Annotated in this window: 17 protein-coding genes and 2 pseudogenes; 13 read left to right on the top strand and 6 right to left on the bottom strand. The window is 64.3% G+C overall.

The annotated features are described in order from the left end of the window. The first annotated feature begins 83 nt into the window (after nt 1-83). The 6 genes and pseudogenes from ACIOKD_RS00820 (at nt 84) to ACIOKD_RS00795 (ending at nt 9,069) form a co-directional block, all read left to right on the top strand. Entirely contained in the window at nt 84-929 is an 846-nt protein-coding gene (locus ACIOKD_RS00820; RefSeq protein WP_402076525.1) for an inositol monophosphatase family protein, read from the top strand. Nucleotides 930-1,050: 121 nt separating this feature from the next. Then, a complete protein-coding gene (locus ACIOKD_RS00815; RefSeq protein ID WP_402077650.1) occupies nt 1,051-2,460 on the top strand; it encodes a phytoene desaturase family protein in 1,410 nt (469 codons plus the stop codon). Continuing rightward, a pseudogene (locus tag ACIOKD_RS00810) lies at nt 2,457-2,626 on the top strand (macro domain-containing protein); the annotation flags it as partial. The gene ACIOKD_RS00815 and the pseudogene ACIOKD_RS00810, both read left to right, overlap by 4 nt. A gap of 317 nt (nt 2,627-2,943) precedes the next feature. Beyond that, nucleotides 2,944-6,918: a glycoside hydrolase family 2 TIM barrel-domain containing protein gene (locus tag ACIOKD_RS00805; protein WP_402076524.1), complete on the top strand. Its 3,975-nt coding sequence runs from the start codon at nt 2,944-2,946 to the stop codon at nt 6,916-6,918. A gap of 88 nt (nt 6,919-7,006) precedes the next feature. Continuing rightward, nucleotides 7,007-8,548 carry an AlkA N-terminal domain-containing protein gene (locus ACIOKD_RS00800; RefSeq protein WP_402076523.1) on the top strand — a complete coding sequence of 514 codons (1,542 nt, stop codon included), beginning with the start codon at nt 7,007-7,009 and terminating at the stop codon, nt 8,546-8,548. Between the two features lie 20 nt (nt 8,549-8,568). Then, nucleotides 8,569-9,069: a methylated-DNA--[protein]-cysteine S-methyltransferase gene (locus ACIOKD_RS00795; protein ID WP_402077648.1), complete on the top strand. Its 501-nt coding sequence runs from the start codon at nt 8,569-8,571 to the stop codon at nt 9,067-9,069. A gap of 25 nt (nt 9,070-9,094) precedes the next feature. Here ACIOKD_RS00795 and ACIOKD_RS00790 read toward each other — a convergent pair whose 3' ends face one another. The 3 genes from ACIOKD_RS00790 to ACIOKD_RS00780 all read right to left on the bottom strand — a co-directional run bounded on the left by ACIOKD_RS00790 (nt 9,095) and on the right by ACIOKD_RS00780 (nt 12,889). After that, a complete protein-coding gene (locus ACIOKD_RS00790; protein ID WP_402076522.1) occupies nt 9,095-9,781 on the bottom strand; it encodes an SIR2 family NAD-dependent protein deacylase in 687 nt (228 codons plus the stop codon). 273 nt (nt 9,782-10,054) lie between these two features. Beyond that, nucleotides 10,055-12,466, bottom strand: a complete 2,412-nt coding sequence (gene fxsT, locus ACIOKD_RS00785) for an FxSxx-COOH system tetratricopeptide repeat protein (protein ID WP_402076521.1) — start codon at nt 12,464-12,466, stop codon at nt 10,055-10,057. 9 nt (nt 12,467-12,475) lie between these two features. Further along, a complete protein-coding gene (locus ACIOKD_RS00780; protein ID WP_402076520.1) occupies nt 12,476-12,889 on the bottom strand; it encodes a hypothetical protein in 414 nt (137 codons plus the stop codon). A gap of 240 nt (nt 12,890-13,129) precedes the next feature. Here ACIOKD_RS00780 and ACIOKD_RS00775 point away from each other — a divergent pair, with 240 nt between their 5' ends. Beyond that, nucleotides 13,130-14,050, top strand: coding sequence for an aminoglycoside phosphotransferase family protein (locus ACIOKD_RS00775; protein ID WP_402076519.1), 921 nt, complete (start codon nt 13,130-13,132; stop codon nt 14,048-14,050). Nucleotides 14,051-14,077: 27 nt separating this feature from the next. Here the strand turns inward: ACIOKD_RS00775 and ACIOKD_RS00770 are convergent. Then, a pseudogene (locus ACIOKD_RS00770) lies at nt 14,078-14,831 on the bottom strand (transposase family protein). A 471-nt stretch (nt 14,832-15,302) separates the two neighbouring features. Between ACIOKD_RS00770 and ACIOKD_RS00765 the strand changes: the two are divergent. The 4 genes from ACIOKD_RS00765 (at nt 15,303) to ACIOKD_RS00750 (ending at nt 19,626) form a co-directional block, all read left to right on the top strand. Continuing rightward, nucleotides 15,303-16,190 (top strand): nucleotidyltransferase, encoded by an 888-nt coding sequence (locus ACIOKD_RS00765; RefSeq protein WP_402076518.1) that lies wholly within the window; start codon nt 15,303-15,305, stop codon nt 16,188-16,190. Then, nucleotides 16,187-16,822, top strand: a complete 636-nt coding sequence (locus ACIOKD_RS00760; RefSeq protein WP_402076517.1) for a hypothetical protein — start codon at nt 16,187-16,189, stop codon at nt 16,820-16,822. The genes ACIOKD_RS00765 and ACIOKD_RS00760 overlap by 4 nt, the downstream gene beginning before the upstream one ends. A gap of 40 nt (nt 16,823-16,862) precedes the next feature. Beyond that, nucleotides 16,863-18,596, top strand: a complete 1,734-nt coding sequence (locus ACIOKD_RS00755) for a diadenylate cyclase (protein WP_402076516.1) — start codon at nt 16,863-16,865, stop codon at nt 18,594-18,596. Between the two features lie 118 nt (nt 18,597-18,714). Next, the gene (locus tag ACIOKD_RS00750) at nt 18,715-19,626 is read left to right on the top strand and encodes a hypothetical protein (protein ID WP_402076515.1); all 912 of its coding nucleotides are present in this window, start codon (nt 18,715-18,717) and stop codon (nt 19,624-19,626) included. Between the two features lie 231 nt (nt 19,627-19,857). Here the strand turns inward: ACIOKD_RS00750 and ACIOKD_RS00745 are convergent, their stop codons facing one another. Next, nucleotides 19,858-21,225, bottom strand: coding sequence for a sporulation protein (locus ACIOKD_RS00745; protein ID WP_402076514.1), 1,368 nt, complete (start codon nt 21,223-21,225; stop codon nt 19,858-19,860). Between the two features lie 215 nt (nt 21,226-21,440). Between ACIOKD_RS00745 and ACIOKD_RS00740 the strand changes: the two genes are divergently transcribed. Continuing rightward, nucleotides 21,441-22,001 carry an ATP-binding protein gene (locus tag ACIOKD_RS00740; RefSeq protein ID WP_402076513.1) on the top strand — a complete coding sequence of 187 codons (561 nt, stop codon included), beginning with the start codon at nt 21,441-21,443 and terminating at the stop codon, nt 21,999-22,001. 320 nt (nt 22,002-22,321) lie between these two features. Next, complete coding sequence (locus ACIOKD_RS00735; RefSeq protein WP_402076512.1) at nt 22,322-22,618, top strand: hypothetical protein; 297 nt, start codon at nt 22,322-22,324, stop codon at nt 22,616-22,618. 410 nt (nt 22,619-23,028) lie between these two features. Here ACIOKD_RS00735 and ACIOKD_RS00730 read toward each other — a convergent pair whose 3' ends face one another. Next, nucleotides 23,029-23,808 carry a GntR family transcriptional regulator gene (locus ACIOKD_RS00730; RefSeq protein ID WP_402076511.1) on the bottom strand — a complete coding sequence of 260 codons (780 nt, stop codon included), beginning with the start codon at nt 23,806-23,808 and terminating at the stop codon, nt 23,029-23,031. Nucleotides 23,809-23,851: the final 43 nt, after the last annotated feature.

The following is a 23,851-nucleotide window of genomic DNA, read 5'->3' as shown; positions in this document are numbered from 1 at the left end:
GGAGCACTCGCTGTTCATGCCGATTCCACCCGTCATGCACCCAACGGGTGGGGATTGTCAGTGGCGCGTGCTCTCATGGAGGCATGATCGAACACATGGAAACCATCGACGAGTTTCTCGCACACCGCACCGCCGACGTCGCACAGGCCGTCCGCGAGGCGGCCGCCACCGAGATCATGCCGCGCTTCCGGCAGCTCGCGGCGCACGAGATAGACGAGAAGAGCGGCCCGCACGACCTGGTCACGGACGCCGACCGCAAGGCCGAGGAATACCTCACCGGGGTGCTCGGCAAGCTGCTGCCCGGCTCGGTCGTGGTCGGCGAGGAAGCGGTCCACGCCAATCCGGCGACGTACGAGGCGCTGCAGGGCGAGGCGCCCGTCTGGATCGTCGACCCGGTCGACGGCACCCGCCAGTTCGTCCACGGCGACCCGGGCTTCTGCACGCTGGTGGCGCTCGCCCAGCGCGGCGTCGTGCTGGCGTCCTGGACGTACGCCCCGGTCCGTGACCAACTCGCCGTCGCCGTCCGGGGCCGGGGCGCCCTGCTCGACGGCGTACCCCTGCTCGCGGGCGCGCCGGACGCCGGCCATGACCTCGAAGTCGCCACGTCCCACCCGGACTACACGACGGACGACCAGAAGCGGGCACTCCTGGGCCTGCGCACGCGGGGCGTGAGCCCGCGTCCCTGCGGCTCCGCCGGGCTGGAGTACCTGGCCGTCGCCCGCGGCGAGTTGGACGCCGTCGCCTTCAGCTGGGAGGCCGCCTGGGACCACGCGGCGGGTCTCCTGCTGGTCGAGGAGGCGGGCGGCGCGCACCTGACCCTCGCGGGAGAGCCCTTCCGTATCACCGGCGGCAACGCGCTTCCGTTCACGGCGGCGCGGGACGCGGCCACGGCCCACCGGGTGCTGGAACTGCTGGCGGGCGGTGCCTGAGCGGTGCCGGTCAGGGCAGGGTGACGAGCCGGCGAGGGGCTGGGACGGGCGCTGTCGGAGGCCCGGCATATCCTGACCGTCAGTGGCCATCGGCTGACAAAGGAGTCCGAAGGTGCCGTCGATGCTCGATGCCGTCGTGGTGGGTGCGGGGCCGAACGGACTGACGGCTGCCGTGGAGCTGGCCCGCCGCGGCTTCTCCGTGGCCGTCTTCGAAGCGCGCGACACCGTCGGGGGAGGTGCCCGCACCGAGGAGCTGACCCTGCCCGGCTTCCGGCACGACCCGTGTTCGGCGGCGCACCCCCTGGGTGTCAATTCACCAGCTTTCCGCGCGATGCCCCTGGGGCGGTACGGGCTGGAGTGGCTGCAGCCCGAACTGCCCATGGCGCACCCCTTCCTGGACGGCACGGCGGCCGTGCTGTCACGGTCGGTGGCCGAGACGGCCGCCTCGTTCGGACCGCGTGACGCGGGCACGTACCGCAGACTCGTGGAGCCCTTCACCCACCGATGGGACACCCTCGTACAGGACTTCATGTCCCTGCCGCTCAGCGCGCTGCCCCGGGACCCGGTCACCCTCGCCCGCTTCGGTCTGGTCGGACTGCCGCCCTCGACCTGGCTGATGCGCAGGTTCCGCGACGAGCGGGCCAAGGCGCTGTTCGCGGGGCTCGTCGCCCACGTCATGTCGCCGCTGGGCGGTATCGGCACCGGCGCCGTCGGCCTCGTCTTCGCGCTGGCCGCGCACGCCAGGGGCTGGCCCGTCGCCCGTGGTGGCTCCCAGTCGATCTCCGACGCGCTCACCGCGTACCTCAAGGACCTGGGCGGCGCCGTCCACACCGACTACGAGGTCAAGCGCCTCGACGACCTGCCGCCCGCGCGCGCGTACGTCTTCGACACCTCGCCCACCGCGCTGAGCCGCATCGCGGGCTTCGGGCGCTACTACGAGGGATACCGCTACGGGGCGGGCGTCTTCAAGATCGACTACGCGCTCGACGGACCGGTGCCGTGGACCGCGAAGGAGGCCCGCACGGCCGGCACGGTGCAGGTCGGCGCGGACCGCGAGGAGATCGGGACCGCCCTGCGCGCCGCCAGCAGGGAGGGGCGGGCCCCCGACGCGCCGTTCCTGATCACCGTGCAGCCCAGCGTCGTCGACCCGTCCCGCGCACCGGCCGGCAAGCACGTGTTCTGGGCCTACGCGCATGTCCCGAGCGGCTGGACCGGGGACCTCACCGACACGATCGAGCGCCAGCTGGAGCGATTCGCGCCCGGTTTCCGCGACCGGGTCCTCGCCCGTGCCACGGCGGGCCCGCCCGAACTCGCCGCCCGCAACGCCAACTACGTGGGCGGTGACATCGGCTGCGGCGCGGCTTCCGGCCTGCAGCTGCTGCTCCGCCCCAGGCTGTCGGCGTACCCGTACAGCACCCCGCACCCGGCGGTGTTCATCTGCTCCTCGGCGACCCCGCCGGGTCCCGGCGTGCACGGCATGTCGGGGCACAACGCGGCGAAGGCCGTATGGAAGAGGCTGCGCCGGACATGAGCACCAGGACCACCATCGAACTCGTCCGGGGCGACATCACCCGGCAGGGCAGAGCGTAGACGCCATCGTGAACGCGGCGAACTCCTCCCTGCTGGGCGGCGGAGGCGTGGACGGCGCCATCCACCGGCGCGGCGGCCCCGAGATCCTCACCGACTGCCGCAAGCTCGGGACCGTGCGGGACACGGAGACAGCGGTGACCGAGGTCAGATTCGTCCTCTTCGACGGCCTGCGTACGAGGCGTTCGCGACGCGGGTCGGCTGACCGGACCGCGGGAGCCCCGGCGGGCACCTCCCCGTGCGGGTACCCCGGACGGGCGCCCCTGCGGCACAGCCCTCAGGAACACACAGAGTTCGACAGGGTCATTGCCGGTGTTGTGTTCGGGTTCTAGGGTTTCTGTGGCTCACCACGTGCCTTTGTGCCCAGAAGTCGCATCGCGCCCCTCAGTTCGCGCACCCCACGGTCGTACCGAGGAAGGCCTCAGCCATGCCGCACCCGCGCCCGCACCTGCCTCCGCACGCCACTCCCGTCAGCCGCCGTCGCCTCCTTGAGGGAGGGGCCGTCGTCCTCGGCGCGCTCGCCCTGCCCTCGTCCGGCTCCACGGTCCACGCGGCCGGCCTGCCCGCCGCGGCGGACGGCTCCCCGGAGTGGAACGGCGCCATCGACGTCTTCCAGGTAGGGACCGAGCCGCCGCACACCACCCTCACCCCGTACGCGGACGTGGCACAGGCGCTGGACGGCGACCGCACCCGCTCGCCGTACCGGATGAGCCTCGACGGGAAGTGGAAGTTCGCCTACGTCGACCGTCCCGACGACCGGGACCCCGACTTCCACCGCACCGACGTCGACGACAGCTCCTGGGACACGATCCCCGTCCCCTCCGTCTGGCAGCTGCACGGCTACGACTTCCCGATCTACATCAACATCACCTACCCCTACTGGGGCCCCAACGGTCTGGGCGAGGAGCCGCAGCCACCGGCCGCCCCGACCCGTTACAACCCCGTGGGCCAGTACAGACGTACCTTCACCGTCCCGAAGGGCTGGTCGGGGCGGCGGACGTTCCTGCACTTCGAAGGGGTCAAGTCCGCCCACTACGTCTGGATCAACGGAGAACTGGTCGGCTACCACGAGGACTCCTACACCCCCGCCGAGTACGACATCACCCCGCACCTGAAGCCCGGCACCAACCAGATCGCGGTGGAGGTGTACCGCTACTCCGACGGCGACTGGCTGGAGGACCAGGACATGATCCGGCTGAGCGGCATCTTCCGCTCGGTCCACCTCCACTCCACCCCGGCCGTACACCTGCGCGACTTCAAACTGGACACCCCGCTGAGCGACGACTACCGGGCCGCCGAGCTGTCGGTCACCGCGAGCGTGCGCGACTACGGCGACCGTGCGGGAAGCGACTACGGCGACCGTGCGGGAAGCGAGGGTGGCGCGGGCTCGTACTCCGTCGAGACCCAGCTCCACGACGCGCGAGGGCACGCCGTCTGGCCCCGCCCGCTGCTCCAGGCCGTGGACCTCGGGTCATCCCCGGCCGGCGAGGACGTGACCGTACAGGCTGCCAGGGCCGTGCCCGCGCCGAAGCTGTGGTCGGCCGAGGACCCGTACCTCTACACGGCCGTGCTGCGGCTGCGCGATCCGGCGGGCAAGGTCGTCGAGACGCTCTCGCACCGGGTCGGTCTGCGTGAGTTCGCGCTGAAGGACGGGCTGATGCGCGTCAACGGCCGGCCCATCTCGCTGCGGGGCACCAACCGGCACGAGATGCACCCCGATCGCGGCACCGCGCTCACCCGCGCGGACATGGTCAGGGACATCGAGATCATCAAGCGGACCAACATCAACACCGTCCGCACCTCGCACTACCCCAACAACATCCACTGGTACGAGCTGGCCGACGAGTACGGCCTGTACCTGGTGGACGAGACCAACCTGGAGACCCACGGCATCCGCGACGAGTACCCGGGCGACCACCCCGACTGGAGCAGGGCGTGCGTGGCCCGCGCGCGGAACATGGTCCACCGCGACAAGAACCACGCCTGTGTCGTCATCTGGTCGCTCGGCAACGAGGCAGGCGGCGGCAGCACCTTCGTCGCCATGCACGACTGGATCCGCTCGTACGACCCGACCCGGGTCATCCAGTACGAGGGCGACGACCGGCCCGCGATCAGTGACATCCGCTCGGAGATGTACGACAGCCCCGCGCGCGTCGAGGCTCGGGCCAAGGACACCTCCGACACCCGTCCGTACGTCATGATCGAGTACTCGCACTCGATGGGTAACTCGACCGGCAACCTCAAGAAGTACTGGGACCTCATCCGCCGCCACGACGTGCTGCAGGGCGGCTGGATCTGGGACTTCGCCGACCAGTCCCTGACCACACCGGTCCCCACGCGCACGCTCTTCACGGAGACCGGGCCGGGCGCGGTGCGCGGCGAGATCCAGGCCGCCGGCGCGACCTTCGACCGGAACAAGGGCGTGTCCGGCAGCACCGTCTTCGCCCGCGACCCCGGACTCGACCTCACCGGCTCCCTGACCCTTGAGGCCTGGGTCACCCCGCACGTGACCGGCTACCACCAGCCGCTCCTCACCAAGGGCGACACCCAGTACGCCCTCAAGCAGACGAGCGGGAACCTGGAGTTCTTCATCCACGGCGACGGCCAGTGGATCAGCGCCACCTGGGCCCTCCCGGACGACTGGACCGGCGAGGAACACCACATCGCGGGCGTCTTCGACGCGGCGGCGGGCACCCTGACCCTCCACGTCGACGGCGCGGTCAGGGCCACCCGCACCACCACCCGGCGACCCGCCGTCAACACCGCGCCGCTGTCGCTCGCCACGGACGTCGACAACCCCACCCGGGAGTTCAGCGGCACGATCCGGCGGGCGCGCGTCTACGCCCGCGCGCTGTCCGCGGCCGAACTCGCCTCGGACGGACGCGGCCCCGGTGACGACGGAGTGCGGTTCTGGTTCGACGCGGCCACCGTGAAGGTGACGGAGAAGCGACCCGGGAGCCGTCCTGAGAACCGCAGCTTCTTCGCGTACGGCGGCGACTGGGGCGACCACCCGAACGACGGGGCCTTCGTCGCGGACGGCATCGTCACCGCCGACCGAGGACACACCGGCAAGGCCGCGGAGGTCAAACGGATCTACCAGGCGGTCAACGCCGCGCCTGCGGCATCCGGGAAGTCTCTGGTCGCCGGAGCCGCCGGGCTCTCCGTCGCCCTCACCAACGAGTACCTGTTCACCAACCTCCGCGCATTCGAAGGCAGTTGGGTTCTCGTCGCCGACGGCCGGACCGTGCGGCGCGGAAAGCTCAGTCGCGCCCAGCTGGATGTGCCGCCGCTCAGCAGCAAGGACATCACCGTGCCCGTCAGGCTGCCGGCCAACCCGGCGCCCGGCACGGAGTACTTCCTGAGCCTGTCCTTCACCACCAGGGAACGCACGAAGTGGGCCGACGCCGGCTTCGAGGTGGCCGGACAGCAACTGCCGATCGACGCCCACAGCCCCGCCGTACGGCCCGTGCCACTGACCCGTGTGCCCACCCTGCGCCACCAGGACGGCGAACGGTCCGTCACGGTCCGGGGCGACGACTTCTCCGTGACCGTCGACAAGAGGACCGGCGTCATCACCTCGTACGAGGCCCGTGGCGCCCGGCTCATCACGTCCGGGCCCGTGCCGAACTTCTGGCGGGCACCGACCGACAACGACCGGGGCAACGGCCAGCACGTCCGCAACCAGACCTGGCGCGACGCCGGGACCCTGCGGAAGGTGACGGACGTGAGCGTGGGCACCCTGCGCGACCGCGCCGTCCGGATCAAGGTCACGGGGACCCTGCCCACCACCACCGAATCGACGTACACCACCACCTACACGGTCTTCGGCAACGGTGAGATCAGGGTCGACAACACCCTCCACCCGGGTGCGCCGAACCTCCCCTACATCCCGGAGGTCGGGACCCTGCTGTTCCTCCCGGGCCGGCTGGAGCACCTGCACCACTACGGCCGCGGCCCCGAGGAGAACCACTGGGACCGCAACGACGGCACCGACGTGGGGCTGTACTCCGGGACCGTCTCCGGGCAGTGGACGCCCTACATCCGCCCGCAGGAGAACGGCAACAGGACCGACGTCCGCTGGGCCGCCCTCACCGGCCGCGACGGCGCCGGACTGCTCGTCTCGGGCGAACCGCTCATCGAGGTCAACGCCTCGCACCTCACCCCCGAGGACCTGTCGGTGGGCACGCGCCACGACTACCAGCTGACCCGCCGGGACGAGGTCGTCCTGCGTGTCAACCACCGGCAGATGGGTGTGGGCGGCGACAACAGCTGGGGCGCGCACACCCACGACGAGTACAAGCTCTTCGCCGACCGGGACTACTCCTACACCTACCGGCTGCGCCCCCTGACCGACGTCGACAGGGCGACGGCGGCCTCCCGGCGGCCCACAGCGCAGGAGTGAGCCCCGCCGCTCGGGGGAGGGAGCCGGGCTGAGGCAGATGTCGCATTCCCGCCAGCCAACGCCCCGACCGAGGGCGATGCTGGAAGGCATGCAGAACGGGATGCACGCCGAGACCGAGCGCTGTGTGCGCGCCGTCCAGTCGAAGGACGCCCGCTTCGACGGATGGTTCTTCACCGCGGTCCTGACCACGCGGATCTACTGCCGGCCCAGCTGCCCCGTCGTGCCTCCGAAGGCGGAGAACATGACGTTCTACCCGAGCGCCGCGGCCTGCCAGCAGGCCGGATTCCGGGCGTGCAAGCGCTGCCGCCCCGACACGAGCCCCGGCTCGCCCGAGTGGAACCAGCGCGCGGACCTCGTGGCCCGCGCGATGCGGCTGATCGGCGACGGGATCGTGGACCGCGAGGGGGTACCGGGGCTCGCGGCCCGCCTCGGATACAGCACCCGGCAGATCGAACGCCAGCTCCTGGCCGAACTGGGCGCGGGCCCGCTCGCCCTGGCCCGCGCCCAGCGCGCCCAGACCGCACGCCTGCTGATCGAGACGACACCGCTCCCGATGGCCGAGATCGCCTTCGCGGCGGGCTTCTCCTCCGTCCGCACCTTCAACGACACGGTCCGTGAGGTCTTCGCCCTCGCCCCGAGCGAACTGCGCACCAGGGCGCCCAAGAACCGCGCCGACCGCGCCGACCGTGCCGGCTCCGTCGGCACACCGGGGGTGTTGGCCCTCCGCCTCCCCTTCCGGTCCCCGCTCAACCCCGACAACCTGTTCGGCCACCTCGTCGCGACCGCAGTCCCCGGGGTGGAGGAGTGGCGCGACGGCGCGTACCGGCGCACCCTGCGGCTGCCGTACGGCAGGGGTGTCGTCGCCCTCACTCCGAAGCCCGACCACATCGGCTGCCGGCTCACCCTCAGCGACCTGCGTGACCTGACCGTCGCCATCAGCCGCTGCCGCCGCATGCTCGACCTGGACGCCGACCCGGTCGCGATCGACGACCAGTTGCGTACGGATCCGGTACTGGCGCCGCTCGTCGACAAGGCGCCGGGCCGCCGCGTGCCCCGTACGGTCGACGAGGCCGAGTTCGCCGTACGGGCCGTGCTGGGGCAGCAGGTGTCCACGGCCGCCGCTCGCACGCACGCGGGACGCCTGGTCACGGCCCACGGTGAAACGGTCGACGATCCCGAGGGCGGCCTCACCCACCTCTTCCCGTCCGTCGAGGCCCTGGCGGCACTCGACCCCGAAGCGCTCGCCATGCCGGCCACCCGCCGGACCACCCTCACCACGCTGGTGGGGCAACTGGCCGACGGCACCCTCAATCTGGGCGTGGAGGGCGACTGGGCGGAGACCAGGGCCCGGCTGCTCGCCCTTCCCGGGTTCGGGCCCTGGACCGTGGAGGTCATCGCCATGCGCGCCCTCGGCGACCCCGACGCCTTCCCGGCGACCGACCTCGGAATCCGTTATGCCGCCCGGGAGTTGAGCCTGCCGTCCACTCCCGCCGCACTGACGGCACGGGCCGCGGACTGGCGGCCCTGGCGCGCGTACGCCGTCCAGTACCTGTGGGCGACGGGCACGCACCCGATCAACCTCCTCCCCGAACCCGAACAGGCAGTTCACGTACCGAAGGAACAGCAGTGAAGCAGCAGACAGAGCAGAGCATGAAGCAGCACACCGTCATCGACAGCCCGTACGGCCCACTCACGCTGGTCGCCACCGACGGCGTTCTCTCCGGGCTCTATATGACCGATCAGCGCCACCGCCCGCCCGAGGAGAGCTTCGGCGACCCGGACGACACGCCGTTCGCCGAGGCGGTCGACGAGCTGCGGGCCTACTTCGAGGGCGAGTTGAAGGACTTCTCCGTGCGACTGAGACTGCACGGCACCCCGTTCCAGTGTTCGGTCTGGGCGGAGCTGCGCAGGATCCCGTACGGCGAGACCCGTTCGTACGGTCAACTCGCGGACACCCTCGGCAATCCGAACGCGTCGCGGGCGGTGGGTCTCGCCAACGGCAAAAATCCGCTGGGAATCATCGTGCCCTGCCATCGTGTGGTGGGCGCGGACGGCAGCCTGACGGGCTACGGCGGCGGTCTGGAACGCAAGCGGCGGCTGCTGGCCTTCGAGCGGGGAGAACGACGAGAGCGGGACACGGCACTCTTCTGAACCGCTACGGCAGATCCCGTGCCGCTCAGCCGCCCAGGCTCCGCAGCAGCGCGGGCAGGCTCGTGCCGATCGGCTCGCGGATCACCTCGTCGGCCCGGTCGTCGTACGGGGTCGGCTCGGCGTTGACGATGACCAGGCGGGCCCCATGGTCGGCGGCGACTCCGGCGAGCCCCGCCGCCGGCTGCACCTGCAGACTGCTCCCGGCGGCGACGAACACCTGGCACGCCTTGGTGATCGCGACCGCCTCACCCAGCACCACGGGGTCGAGCCGCTCACCGAACATGACGGTCGCCGACTTGAGGATCCCGCCGCACTCCAGGCACGGCGGATCCGCCTCCCCGGCCTCGACCCGGGCGAGGGCGTCCTCCATCGGCCCGCGCGCATGACACTTCGTACACGCGACCGCGTGTGCGCTGCCGTGCAGTTCGAGGACCTTGCGGGTGGGCATCCCGGCGAGCTGGTGCAGGCCGTCGACGTTCTGCGTGATCACCCGGACCGGTACCCCGGCCCGCTCCAGCTCGGCCACCGCCCGGTGCGCGGCGTTCGGTCGCGCCCGCAGGGCACGGTTCTCACGCCGCATCCGCCACGACCGCCGGCGGATCTCCGGGTCGCCCATGTAGTACTCGTACGTCACGAGCTTCTCGGCCTCGGGGTCCTTCCGCCAGAGGCCGTTCGGACCGCGGTAGTCGGGGATTCCGGAATCGCAAGGCATTGGTGGATGTAACACTGCGAGCTGGGCGACAACGGTCCAAGTGCTAACCGTTCGAGTGCGGAAGCGGGACAAGGCGACATAAATCAAGCAGTCGTCCCCCGCCTGATCGCGCTCGCGGCTCCCTGGACAGAAGCTACCTCCGTCCCACCCGGACTGGTACGCCAGACGGCTGGTGTCACTAGGCGAGTCCTGAAGCGCTGCAAGCCTGCGAATCTATGATTGCTTGGACAAAAGCAGATTCAGTACAAAGCTACTATGCCAAACTGAGATGCTTCAGCCTCTTGTGCCAAAATACAGAGATCCGATATCGAACTGGATTGCGCCCCTGATGGTAGTGCCGGACTTTACGCGCTGCAGATTCAAGCGTACAGCGCGCACGACTTTATGGTCAGCGCCCAGCGCGCTCGCGGAATCCAACAGAGACTGTTCAAGTAGCCCCGAAGCGATATCGATTTCCCCGTCAAGCCAATGGGCAACAGCTAGATTGTTGCGCGCCATGATGACGGACTCGTTGACCGTGCCGTGCATGGATTCTTGCCATTCAAGCACCCGTCTCAGCAGAGGAATAGCCTTCTGCTGCTCTCTTACGTCCTGATAGGAAAAAGCTAGAGGCATTCCATGCTCGATGACCTTTGCGTGGTCGGGTCCATAAGCGCGTATTGCGCTAGCTAGATTCTCTTCGTAGATAGGTATTGAACGCCTACTGTTCCCCGCTTTGCGGTAAGCGTCACCAAGTCTCCTCCTAGCGCCGATGACGTTTGGGTCATCCGGCCCAAAAATTACTTCCCTCTCGCTAAGTACATGCTTCAGCAACTTAACCGCTCGTATAAGATTTCCGCTATCTATATACGCAATTGCAAGGTTGAACATGCTATTTAGAGTGCCAACGCCCCTTTCTCCGTACTTTTCTTTTCTTTCTTCGACAACTCGTTCAAGAATTGGAACTGCGAGGTGCGGCTTGCCAGTTATCCTGTAGGCGCTAGCCAAATTATGTCGTGACGTCATCGTGGCAGAGTCGTCGACAGGAAGGATCTCCTCGCGCTCTTTTAGGGTCTGCTCAAAAATCTCAACCGCTTCAGTCATCATTCCAGCGTCTTGAAAAGCGCTGGCCAGATTATTCTTCATGCTAAGAGTGAAAGGATCAAGCGGCCCGTACTTGATGACGGACTCACTAACGAGATCTCGAAATATCTTCACTGACCTGTCATGGAATCCTGAGACTTGAAGTGTAGCCCCGAGAATATTCATGCAGGATAGAAGATCTGGTCCGTCTGATTCCTCGCCTTGATCGGCTTCTGCCATCTCGACGCATTTTTCGGCAAACTTGATCGCAGGTTCAAGTTGGTTCTGGGATTTCAGGAAACGGGCTGCGTAGTAAAGGAGAGAGTGAACAGGAGGTGAGGCATCTTCCGTCGGAACAAGGTAGCTGAGAGCCTCAACGTGCGGCACTACTCTGCGCCAGAGAGACCACGAGGCCGGGGAAATTTCCGGCTCGTGGTCAAGAGCCTCATAGATCGCGATTGCTGCTCGTACGTGCGGGTGGGAGAGTGATCCTGCCGAGATATCTTCTGAGGCTCGAATAACTGCCTGTACTAGCCGGTGGATGCTTATCGAGTGAGGCGTAAGTGAAATCATGCTGTACGAGGAGAGCAACCCGAGCGCATCATCTACATCGAATTCATCCTCTGAAAAACTGTAAAGCATGCCTCTTGGAATATCATCTGGACTTAGCCAAGCCAGGCTCCGAAGGATTGAGATAGCCAGAGGGTTGCGTTCTCTGATCGACTGCAGAGTTACCAACCATGTTTTCGCGACCGAGTTAGAATTACTGCCGATTGCAGCGGTAGCAGAGAGCGCCTTCTCTGGAATCCTTCGAAGCAAGTTCAGGTAGCGCTCGACTGAAATCTTGTTGTAATGGATATACGCAGCGGCTTGATCCAAAGCCAGAGGAAGGAAACCGAGTTCTGAAGACAATTCACGCTTTTTCGTTTCTTCGTCGCTGATCTCGCTAATGCGCGTCAGTAGTTCAACGGACTCATCCGGGCTTAGGACGTCGAGCCCGATCGGGGACGCCACATAATGCCACCCAACCGAAATTCTGCTCGTGATTAGGTAGTGTCCACTTTGCGTCTTCCCTATAAGTGGCGAAATGACTTGAGGGTCTTCAGCGTTGTCGAGAACCAGCAGCCATCCCGAGTGGTGCTGAAGCCACGCGATTGCCCATTCTGAGCTTTGCGTGCTTGTCATGCCTGAAGCGCTCATGCGAGGGTTCAAGCGGAAGCCTAGCGATGCAAGCCCAGAAGTAATCGATTCTGGGTTCTCTGCGGAGATCCACCAAACGAGAGTGTAGCGACTCCGATATTTATGAGCGTATTGGAGCGCGAGAGCTGTCTTCCCCACGCCACCAAGGCCGTGCATGGTTTGAGCAATGACAGCACTGTCGTAGGTCTCGACGACAGACCTAAGGCTGCGCAATTCTCTTTCGCGACCAATAAATAGGCTGTTGCGAGGCTGCGGAAGGTTATTTGCCCCGCTCGGGGCCATCACATCGGAAGGGGATACATGCTCCTCTGCTGGAACAATTATGTTTCCGACGTGTACCGGTCCGTTGATTTCCTGCGCCGCTACTGACCCGGCGCCCTCTGCGGAGATATTGACGAATCTCTCAGGGTCTCGCGCGGTCACCTGGCGTCCCTAGTTTTGTTGATCGCCGGTACTTACTCCGCCATTTATGGTATATGCAGCCACGGAGCGATCACCTGATGCTACAATGCTAATTCCCTGTTGATTTAGCATTTCGCTAATTTCGGAAATAAGTTGCGGCTCGCTTAGGAGGAGCTTCTTAATCTGCACCCTAAGGGAGGCTTGCAGGTCAGTGTCTTCAGGATTTTCTGCTAGGTCATCGATCGCATTGTTTAGTGCGTTTCCCTCCACAAGCTGAGCATCCTCGGATCGCCTAAGGATTTTATCGAGGATGCGCTGTCCCAGTGAAACAGTCGAATCAGCCGAAAGCTCGGCTGAGCGAGTCAGGGCCGCCGTTCCATACGCGGAAACTGCAGCCGTGACATACGGAGCAATCTGCTGGCTGACGGCGAGCGCGTCGATCATGTCTACCCCCGATGTGAGTACGGCCCGGTCCGTCAGTCTAGGGGCCGATCTACGCGGTACAGCCCCTTCCGCAAGACAGCCAGGCATAGAGCATCACCGACCTTCTCGATCATCATCGCCGTCCTCGCTCCGATCGTCTGAAGATGGGTACGGTCGAGGACGTGTCTGGCGTGCGTCGGGATGGTCACCCGTGGGCGTGCGCTGGTTGATCGCGCGCGACTTAGGGGAGCTGGTACGGGCATGGCAGTTGACTCTGCTCGGGGATCGGAAGAGGCATTCACCTCGGCGGGGGCGTCGCGCGTGATGGCCGCCGCTTGCCGAGCCGCTGGGCTCGACGACAGAAGCGCGGAACTGATCAGGTTCGGGGAGAATGCTCTGTTCCGGCTGGCCTCGGCGCCGGTGATCGTGCGTGTCGCACGGTCGGTCGAGTATCTGCCGGCCGCGCGCAAGGAGGTGGCCGTGTCGCGGTGGCTGGCGGGTGAGGACTTCCCCGCGGCCCGTGTCGTCGAGGATCTCGACCAACCGCTGATGACCGATGGCCATCCGGTGACGTTCTGGCACGTGATAGTTGAAGAGGGTAGGGGAGCCACGTATGGAGAGTTGGGCGCGACCCTGCGTGACCTGCATGCGCTGACGCTGCCTGATGACTTGGATCTGCCTCGGTACAGCGCCTTCAGGCTCTCCGACTTGCGGCTTGAGCGAGCGGTGAGGATACCGGATGACGATCTTGAGTTCCTGCGCAAGCGCGGACGGGAGTTGAAGGAACGGTTGGCGGAGCTGCGGTTCGAGTCACCCTTGGGACCCGTACATGGTGATGCGCACACCGACAACCTGATGGTGGACCGGAACGGGGTGGTGCATCTGATCGACTTCGAGAACTTTTGCGTTGATCATCCCGAGTGGGATCTTGAGGTGGCTGCGCACGAGCACGACCGCCTTGGCTGGGTGACCAGTCAGCAGTACGCCGACTTCGTCGGCGCCTACGGGCGTGACCTGAGCGAGTGGCCCGGGTTTGAGACGCTGTGCGCGGTCCAGGAGTTCAAGATGACTACCTGGCTCATGCAGAACGTATCCGAGGGGGAGGACGTTGCGGAGGAAGTCGGTCGACGGATCGCTTCGTTGCGCGATGATGCTGCGCCGCGTTGCTGGCTTCCTTATTGAGGAGACACTGATCCTTTTCCATCTTGATCAGGTGGCAAGTTCGAGTGCAACGACGGCATGGACGACAGCGGTGATCTGGGTGGTGCTGCAGCGGAGCTTCCGCAGGAGCCGCCGGCACTTGAGGATGGCCATGGCGCGTTCGCCAAGGCTGCGGATCTTGGCGTGATCGCGGTTGTGACGCCGACGCCAACCGCGCAGGTTCACGCTCCGGAACGGGACGCGGACAGCAGGGCCTGCGCCCTGATATGACTTGTCCGCCCAGCAGTTGACGTCGTCGGAGGTCAGGGCGGCGGGAATGCCGTGGGTCCGGACCGCGGTCAGATCGTGCAGGGCTCCGGGTAGGGCGTCCGAGGCCCAGATCAGACGGCCGGCTGGATCCGCGAGGACCTGCACGTTCATCCCCATGGTGCTTCTTCTTCCCCGAGTAATACGGCTGGTCGGCAGCGATGCGGTCGATCGGCGGCACGGTGCCGTCGAGGATCACGTACGCCTTCTTCCGCACGGTCGTCATGACCTGTTCCAGGGTGCGCGCGAGTGCGGCCAGAAAATGGACGGTCTCGCGTATGTACCGGTGGACCGTCGTGATACCGACGCGGAAACCTGCTGCGAGGCGGGCGTAGGTGTCGCCGCAGCGCAGGTGGGCCAGGACGAGCAGGGCCTGCCAGCCGCAGGTCAGGCGACGCCACCGGGAGCCGATCCGACTACGGTGACCTGCGAGGAGACCGGAGAGGTGTTGCAGGGTGCGGCTGGACAGATCGATACCGGACGGGTGGGCGAACACGCGAAAGTTCCTGGCGGACTGATGATATTGGTCGTGAACCCGTCTGACAGGAGCTTTTTTCATGCCCACTGCCGAGGGCGCCCGTCCAATCACCCGTCAGGGTGGAAACGCCTCACTGCACCTCGACCTCGCGCAGCCAACCAAGGACTTCACAGCTGAGATCTGGTACGGCGATTGCGGTATCCGGTACATCAACGTTTTGGACTACCTCTCTGGGCTGCGGAAACCGCGCAGCTCGCCGCATCGGAGCCGACCCCCGGCGTCAAGACCTCCTATCCAGGCTGGACGTTCCCCAAGGGCGGGGTGTTGTTCGTGTGAGTGCTGGAGCGCGAGATGACGGACGGCATTGTCGGTGCGCCGGAGTAGGCTGCTGCGCGTTAGACCTAGGCGTCCTGCGCTGTGGGAATAGAATTATGCTGGTGCTTAGCCATGATGATTCGGCACCACTTTATAATCTGACGGGGAAATTGAATGAAACTAGAAGAAAAGCTAAGCGGTTGGACTGGGCCGTCCAGCACCACCGAGCAGGACAAGCAAGACCGCACTGAACGGATGATTCGTGAAGCTATCAAGGATCATGCGGCGTTCAGCGGTTACGACCTCAGCGTCTACGCTAAAGGCTCCTACGCAAACAACACCAACGTTAAGGCGGATAGCGACGTAGATATCGCCGTGCAGTGCGGTGAGGCCGTTTACTGGGAGGAGGCAACCAAAGGCGCACATCCGCCGAGTAAGGCCTATGCAGGGATCTGGACGCCAGTAAAACTACGGTCAGAGCTTGAATCGGCACTAAGGGCAAAGTTCCCTGGACAAGTAGACTCCTCAGGATCGACGGCATTTCGCATCCACTCCAGTAGTGCGAGAGTAGACGCTGACGTAGTGCCTTGCTTCGACTATCGGTACTACTTCTCGTCAAGTAACTACCGGGTGGGCGCCAGGGTCTTCAAAAAGAATGGCACACCTCTGGAAAACTACTCCAAAAAGCAGCTAGAGAATGGCCGAGCGAAGAACACGCGCACTAAACAATATTACAAAAATGCCGTCCGAATTATGAAACGCGTCGAGAATGCAATGGTGGCAGAAGGTGTGCATCGCGAAGTTCCCTCATTCTTCGTTGAGTGTCTGGTGTACAACTGTCCGGACAGCATTTTCCTTGCGCCGACTTGGACCAAAACTGTTGAAGGTGTCATCGTGCACATCTGGCAGAAGCTTCAGGGTGATGAGCCCTCTGTCGACTCGGACAGGTGGCTAGAGGTGAGCGAGTGCAAGTATCTCTTTCAAAGCGCACAAGACTGGAACCGCCAGGACGGACGTGACTTCGCAAAGGCCGCTTGGAACTACCTGGGGTACGCTTCATGAAAATGCAGATTGTAATTCGCGCCATCGTCGGCGTGGTAGTCAGTATCTTCATGGCTACTGCTTGGGCGCATGACGGAAAGCCTGATTGGGGCACGCTCAAGCTGTTCTCGACTGCCGTATTTGTGTGCACGATGATGTTCAACGTATGGGATTTCTGGCTATGGCGACTTCCTTGGATTCAGCGAATCCCGGGAGTCGGAATCCCGCGTAGTCTCCGCGGGACTTGGAAAGGTACGCTCACGTCCTTCTGGGTTGATCCGTCTACTGGTCACAACCCACAGCCAAAGACTGTATACCTCGTGGTGCATCAGACCGCCTCACAAGTTTCCGTAAAGTTGTTGACGAATGAGTCGAAGTCCGTATCTGATTTGGCGAAGGTTTCAGAGGTTGATGGGTCTTTCCTGCTGACCTATCTGTACCTCAATAAGCCTGATATGCGCGTCGAACATCGCAGCCGAATCCACCACGGCTCAACAGTGTTTGATGTATCCGGCAACCCGGCGAGACGCCTAAAGGGCCGGTACTGGACTGACCGTGATAGCAAGGGGGAGCTGGATTTTGTGGAGCGGGATAAGACGAAGCTGGCAGATGACTTCGCCGAGGCGGCCGAACTCTTTGGAGAGACTGCATGAGGCAAGCTAAGACTGTGATGACCCATCGAGAAGAGGATAGATGATGGAAGGAAGGTTCATTAAACAGTTCATGTGGGCCTATCAGTCTCACTTCAGAATCTCGGTAAAGGTTCGAGTCGAGATGGTGCTTGAATCAATCGGATTCGCTGGGAATCCTGATGTGGTGCTCGTTGGCTTCAAGGCTGCTGGTGAACAAGAATTTGATGTGTGTATTGAGCCTGAAGATGGACCTTACTCGCCCGACGATTTGACTCATGTGAGGCGACGAGCGGTCGAATTATACGCTAGCCACCCTGACCGTAATATGCTCTATAGCGTTGCCCATGTGCGTGAACAGCGTCATCTGGAACTACGTGACAGGATGCGTGCCAAAGCACTCGAAGAAGTCTTTGAGGCAATGCAACACGAGCAAGGGAGAAAATTCTTTTCGAGTGGATCAGTCCGAGTGGGTGACTACGAAGTTCACACAGTCATCAGTATCGATAGAACGGCCCTTGAAAGCGTCCCTCAAATCAAGACTGAGGAACGTGATCGCTTCCATGTGTACCAGTCGCTGGTGCATGCTGTAATTCGGGAGATCCTTGCGCGTTCAGTTCGGGTTCTATATATTCCTGGTGCTGGCTCGGCTTCTTTGCCGGAGAATGGGGACGAGATTGTAAGGAGCGCCACTGAATCAATGGTCCGCTCCATGTTGTATTGCGCCGGTTACTGGTTTGGTGGCGAGAATCATTTGCTTATGAGCGGCCTCTCTGCTCTTCCGTATGAGGGGCGACCAGGAGCCGGACGGCTAGTTATTGCCCAGCAGGATGATCCAGCAATTGAGGTATTCCTTAGGCTCAAACACCCGGTGGAGATGAGTAACGCGCCGGCCGTACGAAAGCTTCTGGAGGCCAGCGGACCTCAGTCGGACCTGCTGTCGGATGGGGAAGCTGTCTACGGTCTCGGCGTAGTGAAGCCCATTTACGACGCTGATAGTGAAACGGTGTTTTCCGTCAGCTTCACTGCACGCGGTGTTTGGGAGTTCTCGCATGCGGGTGAAGCACTTTTGATAGTGCGAGATGGTATTCCGTTTTTGCCGACTCCTGTACTTGATGAAGAATACTTGGAAGACCTCGTGAGTCGCTTCTTCCCTGAAGCCGACCAGAACGCGCTTCGCGAAGCCGCACAAGCCGCCGGTAATCATAAGCATGGGGCGATGCTTATCATCTCGCGTGATGCTGCCGCCGAAGCCGAGCGTCTATCACCGCAGTCGTGGTCTATCGAGCCGACTCGGCTTACGACCGAGCTATTGCGACAGTTGACAGACATGGACGGCGCAGTCTTGGTTGACCCGAAGGGTTTATGTCATGCTGTCGGTGTAATTCTCGATGGAACCGCCCATGGCAGGGGCGATCCAGCTCGTGGCAGTCGCTTTAATAATGCCGTTCGATACCTCGACAGTGAGCGGCCCCCAGCGATCGTCATCGTCTACAGCTCCGACGGCGTAATCAACATCCTGCCCCAACTACATCCACGTATCGAAAAGCAGATCGTGACGGATGCCGTTGAACGCTATCTTGCTGTTGCTTCTGTGGAGTTGCTTAGTGTCAAGGATTGCAACAAGGCTTGGGATACAGTGAAGTCGTTTCGTTTTTACTTGTCGAGTGTTGAATGCGAAGCTTTGAATCGCGCCCGAGTACGAGTGGACGAATGGGAAAAGCAGAGTCGAGAGCTGCGGATTATCAAGTCGGACCTGAAGCCAGATACAGAAATGGATGATTCGTACTGGCTATAGCCTTCACCGCTGGCGCGCCCGATCATTCATCGTCGATCGGGCGCATCTTCCTGCGCTGGCCCGCGGTCGGATCGCGGCCAGCATGTAGTGTCGGTGCGGCTCGCTAAACTGTGTGACCGTGGATAAACGGCTGAGATGGTTCGACGAGGGTGCGCCCAAGCTGCGACAGGTACTTGGGCGGCTCGGCCTGGACGACGTCCTACCCGCGGGCCAGAACTTCTACGCTTGCCCTTGCTGCTTGATGGCATACCCCCGCGAAGCTGTGCAAGCTGACCTCTTGACCGTCGAGGATGTACCACCGAAGAGCGTCGGTGGCCGGCCTCTCCTGCTGACGTGCAAGCAGTGCAACAACACTGCAGGCTCCGTCTTTGACTCGCACGCGGCAACCAGGGCCGAGACCGAGGACTTCATGCGTGGCAGGATCACCGGCCGCCCCCTGCCGATGACGTCCCACGTTGACGGCATCCCGCTCAGGGGCACTGCTCGATGGACAGACAGCGGCGTCCAGATTTTTGGGATTCCGAAGCAGAACGATCCCAAGGTGCAAGCCGCACACTTCGAGGCTCTCGACGCCTACGTTGAGAGCGGGAATCCTCAGCCCAACCACTCATTCACGATCCACACACGCTTTGACGAAACGCGGGCACGCATCTCTTGGATTCGGGCGGCCTACCTGGCAGCCTTCGCGGCACTGGGGTGGAGCTACATCTTCCGAGGCGTCATGGACCCCTATAGGAAGCAGCTCCAGCAGCCGGATGTAAGCGTTGTACCAACGCACATCCTTCGTGATCCCAACGCATCCCCGGAAAGACGACGGTTGCTGCTGGTGGATCGCCCGGACGAGCTGAGGTCTGTGGCCGTTGTCATGGGTGAGCACACGGTGTTCCTGCCTAGCCTTTTTCGGCCTATGGCTTGTGATGAGCTCGTGGAGGCGTTCGTGAGCCGCCGCGCGAGTGACGAGCGGCTCAGTGTAAATCTGGATGGCAAGGAGGTTCTGTGGCCGAGGTGGGCGACGTATTTTTTGGATTAGAGCCGACGCGGATTTTATTCGTAGACGACATAAGAACCTGCGCGGTTGGCGTCGGCGTCACAACCGCGATCACGCCAAGATCCGCAGCCTTGGCGAACGCGCCATGGCCATCCTCAAGTGCCGGCGGCTTCTGCGGAAGCTCCGCTGTAGCACCACCCAGATCACCGCTGTCGTCCATGCCGTCGTTGCACTCGAACTTGCCACCTGATCAAGATGGAAAAGGATCAGTGTCTACTCCTCCAGGTTGGCCAGTGCCTCGGCGACCTGATCGTTGAAGCGGGTCACGACTGAGGTTCCCGTGTGAGTGCTGGCCTTCTCCTGAAAGTCGGTCACGTAGCGCAGGAAGCGGGCGGACTGGAGTGATTCCCCTTCCTCGACTGCCTGCGTGGCTGTACGAATGGCGCTCTCCAAGTCACCGTTCAAGAGGTGGCTGTCCGCGAGGACCATGCGGCAGAAGCCCAGTGTGCGTGCGTATTGAGGGTCAGTCTTGGCGACTGCCTGCTCGGCGAAGCGGAGAGATTCGGTGGGGCATTTGAGATCGCGGAAGCAGTGGGAGAATTCGCCGATCAGTTCCGCTTCGTCGAAGTAGGTGAGCCATTCGGGGTCGCTGGCGCCATCGGCTTCTCCGAAGTAGCGCTCTGCCTCGTTCATGGCGCGTGACGCTCCGGTGAGGTCCCCGGCGCTGGAGAGGGCGCGTGCTTCGTGGATGGCGTACATGGCTTTGGCGCGTGGCGTAGCGCTGCCGTGGGCTCCCTCGACGGCCGATCGGGCCAGTTGTATGGCGCGTGCGGTGTGACCGAGATAGTTCGCCTGGTGGCTGAGGTTGGCCAGGATAGAGGCCCCGAACATTCGATCGCCGGTGACCTGGGTGAGCCGTAGTCCATAAAGCAGGTAGCGGTGTGCCAGACCGTGATTACCGATGTCGTAGGCCATCCACCCCAGTACCTCGGCGGTCTCTGCTGCCACCGTGAAGAGGGCGTGGCCAACTTTTTCTGAGTAGCTGACATTCAGCAGTGGCAGTACTTCATGGCGGAAGTAGTGTCGTAATGCCTTGTGACCGTGGCCGCCTCCGTACAAGAAGTCCAGGCGCATGAACATCTCGGTGGCGGTTCGGATCGCGCGTACGTCGCGCATGCCGACACGCTGTGAGGCAGGTCTGTCCGTCGTTACCCCATCGGGTCGGGCCACCATCCATGACAGCACTGCGGAGCTGAGATCCGTGTCGGGGATGGTCAGTTGGCTGTTCGATGTGCTATCGGACTGCCCTTCGGTGAGGCTGTTTAGGGAGGACAGTGTTTCGGGTAAAGCGGCGGGGTAGGCCATCGGTTTGAGTGCGGGCGGTTCTGGCTGACTGAAGAGTCCGAGATCGCCCGGTGCGATCCGCCGGCCCAGCTTGCCGCTGAAGACGTCCGCCATGATCATGGCTGCCTGCGGCCGGATACCACTTCCGTCTCTCCATCGCTGCACGGACACGTGGGTGCTCCCCAGGTTGATGCCTCGCCGTTGAGCAAGATCACGCATGCGTTTGGCGAGACCCTTGTTCGAGACCGAAGCCTCTGCCATAAGGGAGATCAACTGCGCGTTCGGCTCTCGGTTCATGTTCCCCTACCCGGCCCGAGAATGACGGCGAGTATCCATCCTGTCACAGCAGCCTTGTCCTGAGGGGGGTTCACGAGTGAACCCCCCTTGGTCCGGAACGGTGTTCATGTGAACCCCCTGGTGAACACTCCCGGCTACGCGCTCTGCGTCGTGTACTGGCTTGCCAACAGCAAGCGGCGCCGTAGGGCCCGTCGAGGGCTTCGGAAGGGGACCGGATGGACGCCAAGAAGTCTGCGCACTTGATGAGCGAAGTGGACGCGTTCGCTCACTGGTATGTGGTGCCGGACCCGTCTTCTACCGGGCGCTTCCTGGCGCTGACGCTCTTTGCCGAGTTCCCCGACACCGTGCGCGTGGCGCGTGACATGACGGCCGCGTTCTTGCATGGGGCCGGCGTGCGAGACGTCGTGGATGATGCTCGGCTGGCTGTCTCGGAGCTGGTCGGGAACGTGGTGAACCATGCGGTGCCCGATCGTCACCTGGCGGAGCCTGGTTGCGCGCGGCGCGTCGATGTGACGTTCAAGCTGTGGCCGAAGTGGCTGTTCGTTGGTGTGGCCGATGAGGACTCGACACCTCCCGTGCTCCCGGTAGGCGAGCCGTTCTCTCCCGGGCTGATGGGAGACCTCTCCGAAGCGGTGGTGCCCGACAGAGGCCGCGGGCTGCTGATCGTCCAGCGTCTCGCGGTGGCGGTGTGGTGGACACCGGGAGATCGGGGCGGCAAGACGGTCTGGTGCCGCTTCGACCTCGATCAAGAAGCCATGGACAGACCGGACTCATGATCTCCGGGCCGTCGCCTGTCTGTTTACTCCCCCGCGATCGGGAGTGGGCGGCCGCTCGGAAACCGGCCGGGGTGTGACTCCTCCGGTCAAAGGGGCGCGGTCCCTCGTACTTCGGGGGGCTCCCCTCTCGAACGGGGGGCCGCGCTTCACAACTTCATACCGAGACCGGACCACCCCCGCGCCTGGACAGCAACTGGGGTGGTCCGGAAGGGGACAGCGGTCCCCGGTGCCTGATGGTACCGGGGCCGTTGCTCTGCGTTCTGCCCTGGGCCAAAGGAAATTGACGATCCGCTATCTAGTACAGGGCAGAGGTGGGCGGGGTGACTGGCGCGGATGAGGACCGGCTGAGGGACGGACTCGACGTCGCGGGCGAGGACTGCGGTTTGTGGGTGCCGGGCGTCGACTACGTGGCGGGCTGGCGTGAAGCACGGGTGGCCGCTGACAGGTTGAATCGGGCGCTCTTACGCTCCGGGTTCGAGCTGTCGGACGTCCGCGCTGTGGCCTCGACGGACGGGGACGGTCGCGGGGTCGTACGGGTCGCTGGCTGGCCGGATGCGGTGGAGAGACTCGCCGGTTTCCTGGAGACGCTCGTGGGCGGCGACGGTGGTGCCGCATGATCCGCGTTTTCCCGGATGAGTGGCGCACGTGGGCACGTCGCCGGCCGCAGAGACTTTGGGCGGTAGCTGCCATGGGGCGAGTGACCAGGGGGCTTTACGCTCGCCCGGCGGATCGGGCAGGTACTGGACCTGCCCGCTGGTGTGCCCGATGGGCCCCCTGGTCTTCGAGGCTCGCCCCATGGGAGCTGCCTAAAGTCTCGGAGGCCGTCGCCCCCCAGCCACGCGGGTCCCGGCCCGGCTCGGCGAGTCGACGCCCTACGGCCTCTGGCGTGCTGCGGTGCGGGCAGTCGGGCGACCGGACGGGATCGGCGGTCACGCCGCACGCCCGGCCGGGGCGGCCGGGCTGCCCGGCGCGCCGCAGGCGCGCCCTTGAGGAAGTGAAGAGGGTTTCGACCGATGGCCGTTGCCGATCATGCCGGGCGGCGTCGGGTGGTCTGCTTGTCGGCGGTGATCCGGTAGGCGAGTTCGGCGCGGTCCGCACCGACGCGGAACTCTTCGAGAATCAGCGGGCGGTCGTTGGCGCCGTGCGTGACGCGGGACAGGTGCAGGATCGGGGTCGCGTCAGGGAGCTGGAGCGTGCTCCGCTCGTCGGGCAGCGGCATGTGGGCGCGGACGGTCTCCGACCACCACAGCTTGTGCCCGGCCTGGGCGAGTGTCCGGTAGACCTCGGTTGGCGTCTTGCCCGGCTCCTCCGCGAGCGCCGGGGCGCCCTCGGTGACCTCGAAGGGGATCAGCGTGCGGTGCATCGCACGGGTGCCGGTCTCGGGGTCGGTGAGCAGGCGGTCGCATCCGAACAGCGGTTCCTCCTCGTCCAGCGCGAGGAAGCGGCCCGTGGTCTTCGTCGTGCGCGTGCGGTAGGTGCTCGGTTTCTCGGCTTCGGCCCAGACGTCGCCGTTGGGCATGACGAACTGCCCATCGGACGTGCGGCTGATGCGGCGCTCGATCGTGAGCGCGGGTTGGCTGCCGGAGCGTACGAAGCTGCCCTTGCCGTGGCGGACATCGATCAAGCCTTCCGCGCGCAGGGCGGCAACGGCATTGCGGACCGTGGGACGCGAGACCTGGTAGCGGGCCATGAGCTGAGCCTCGGACGGCAACAGGGAGTCCGGAGTGAACTCGCCCGACAGGATCGCCTCCCGGATGGCGGCGGCGACCTGCTGGTAGAGGGCTCCGGGGCGTTGGATCTCCGTCATCTGGGCACCTTCGGGTCGGTGTCGTAGGCACGTCGCACGCGCG

The sequence above is a fragment of the Streptomyces sp. NPDC087844 genome (genome assembly GCF_044742785.1).
Classification (GTDB): domain Bacteria; phylum Actinomycetota; class Actinomycetes; order Streptomycetales; family Streptomycetaceae; genus Streptomyces.
This window is presented reverse-complemented; position numbering and strand designations above follow the sequence as displayed.

Bases quoted from the DNA above. Each gene is read 5' to 3' on its own strand.
- ACIOKD_RS00820 (WP_402076525.1), top strand. From the start codon at position 84: ATGATCGAACACATGGAAACCATCGACGAGTTTCTCGCACACCGCACC.
- ACIOKD_RS00815 (WP_402077650.1), top strand. From the start codon at position 1,051: ATGCTCGATGCCGTCGTGGTGGGTGCGGGGCCGAACGGACTGACGGCT.
- ACIOKD_RS00805 (WP_402076524.1), top strand. From the start codon at position 2,944: ATGCCGCACCCGCGCCCGCACCTGCCTCCGCACGCCACTCCCGTCAGC.
- ACIOKD_RS00800 (WP_402076523.1), top strand. From the start codon at position 7,007: ATGCAGAACGGGATGCACGCCGAGACCGAGCGCTGTGTGCGCGCCGTC.
- ACIOKD_RS00795 (WP_402077648.1), top strand. From the start codon at position 8,569: ATGAAGCAGCACACCGTCATCGACAGCCCGTACGGCCCACTCACGCTG.
- ACIOKD_RS00790 (WP_402076522.1), bottom strand. From the start codon at position 9,781: ATGCCTTGCGATTCCGGAATCCCCGACTACCGCGGTCCGAACGGCCTC.
- ACIOKD_RS00780 (WP_402076520.1), bottom strand. From the start codon at position 12,889: ATGATCGACGCGCTCGCCGTCAGCCAGCAGATTGCTCCGTATGTCACG.
- ACIOKD_RS00775 (WP_402076519.1), top strand. From the start codon at position 13,130: ATGGCAGTTGACTCTGCTCGGGGATCGGAAGAGGCATTCACCTCGGCG.
- ACIOKD_RS00765 (WP_402076518.1), top strand. From the start codon at position 15,303: ATGAAACTAGAAGAAAAGCTAAGCGGTTGGACTGGGCCGTCCAGCACC.
- ACIOKD_RS00760 (WP_402076517.1), top strand. From the start codon at position 16,187: ATGAAAATGCAGATTGTAATTCGCGCCATCGTCGGCGTGGTAGTCAGT.
- ACIOKD_RS00755 (WP_402076516.1), top strand. From the start codon at position 16,863: ATGATGGAAGGAAGGTTCATTAAACAGTTCATGTGGGCCTATCAGTCT.
- ACIOKD_RS00745 (WP_402076514.1), bottom strand. From the start codon at position 21,225: ATGAACCGAGAGCCGAACGCGCAGTTGATCTCCCTTATGGCAGAGGCT.
- ACIOKD_RS00740 (WP_402076513.1), top strand. From the start codon at position 21,441: ATGGACGCCAAGAAGTCTGCGCACTTGATGAGCGAAGTGGACGCGTTC.
- ACIOKD_RS00730 (WP_402076511.1), bottom strand. From the start codon at position 23,808: ATGACGGAGATCCAACGCCCCGGAGCCCTCTACCAGCAGGTCGCCGCC.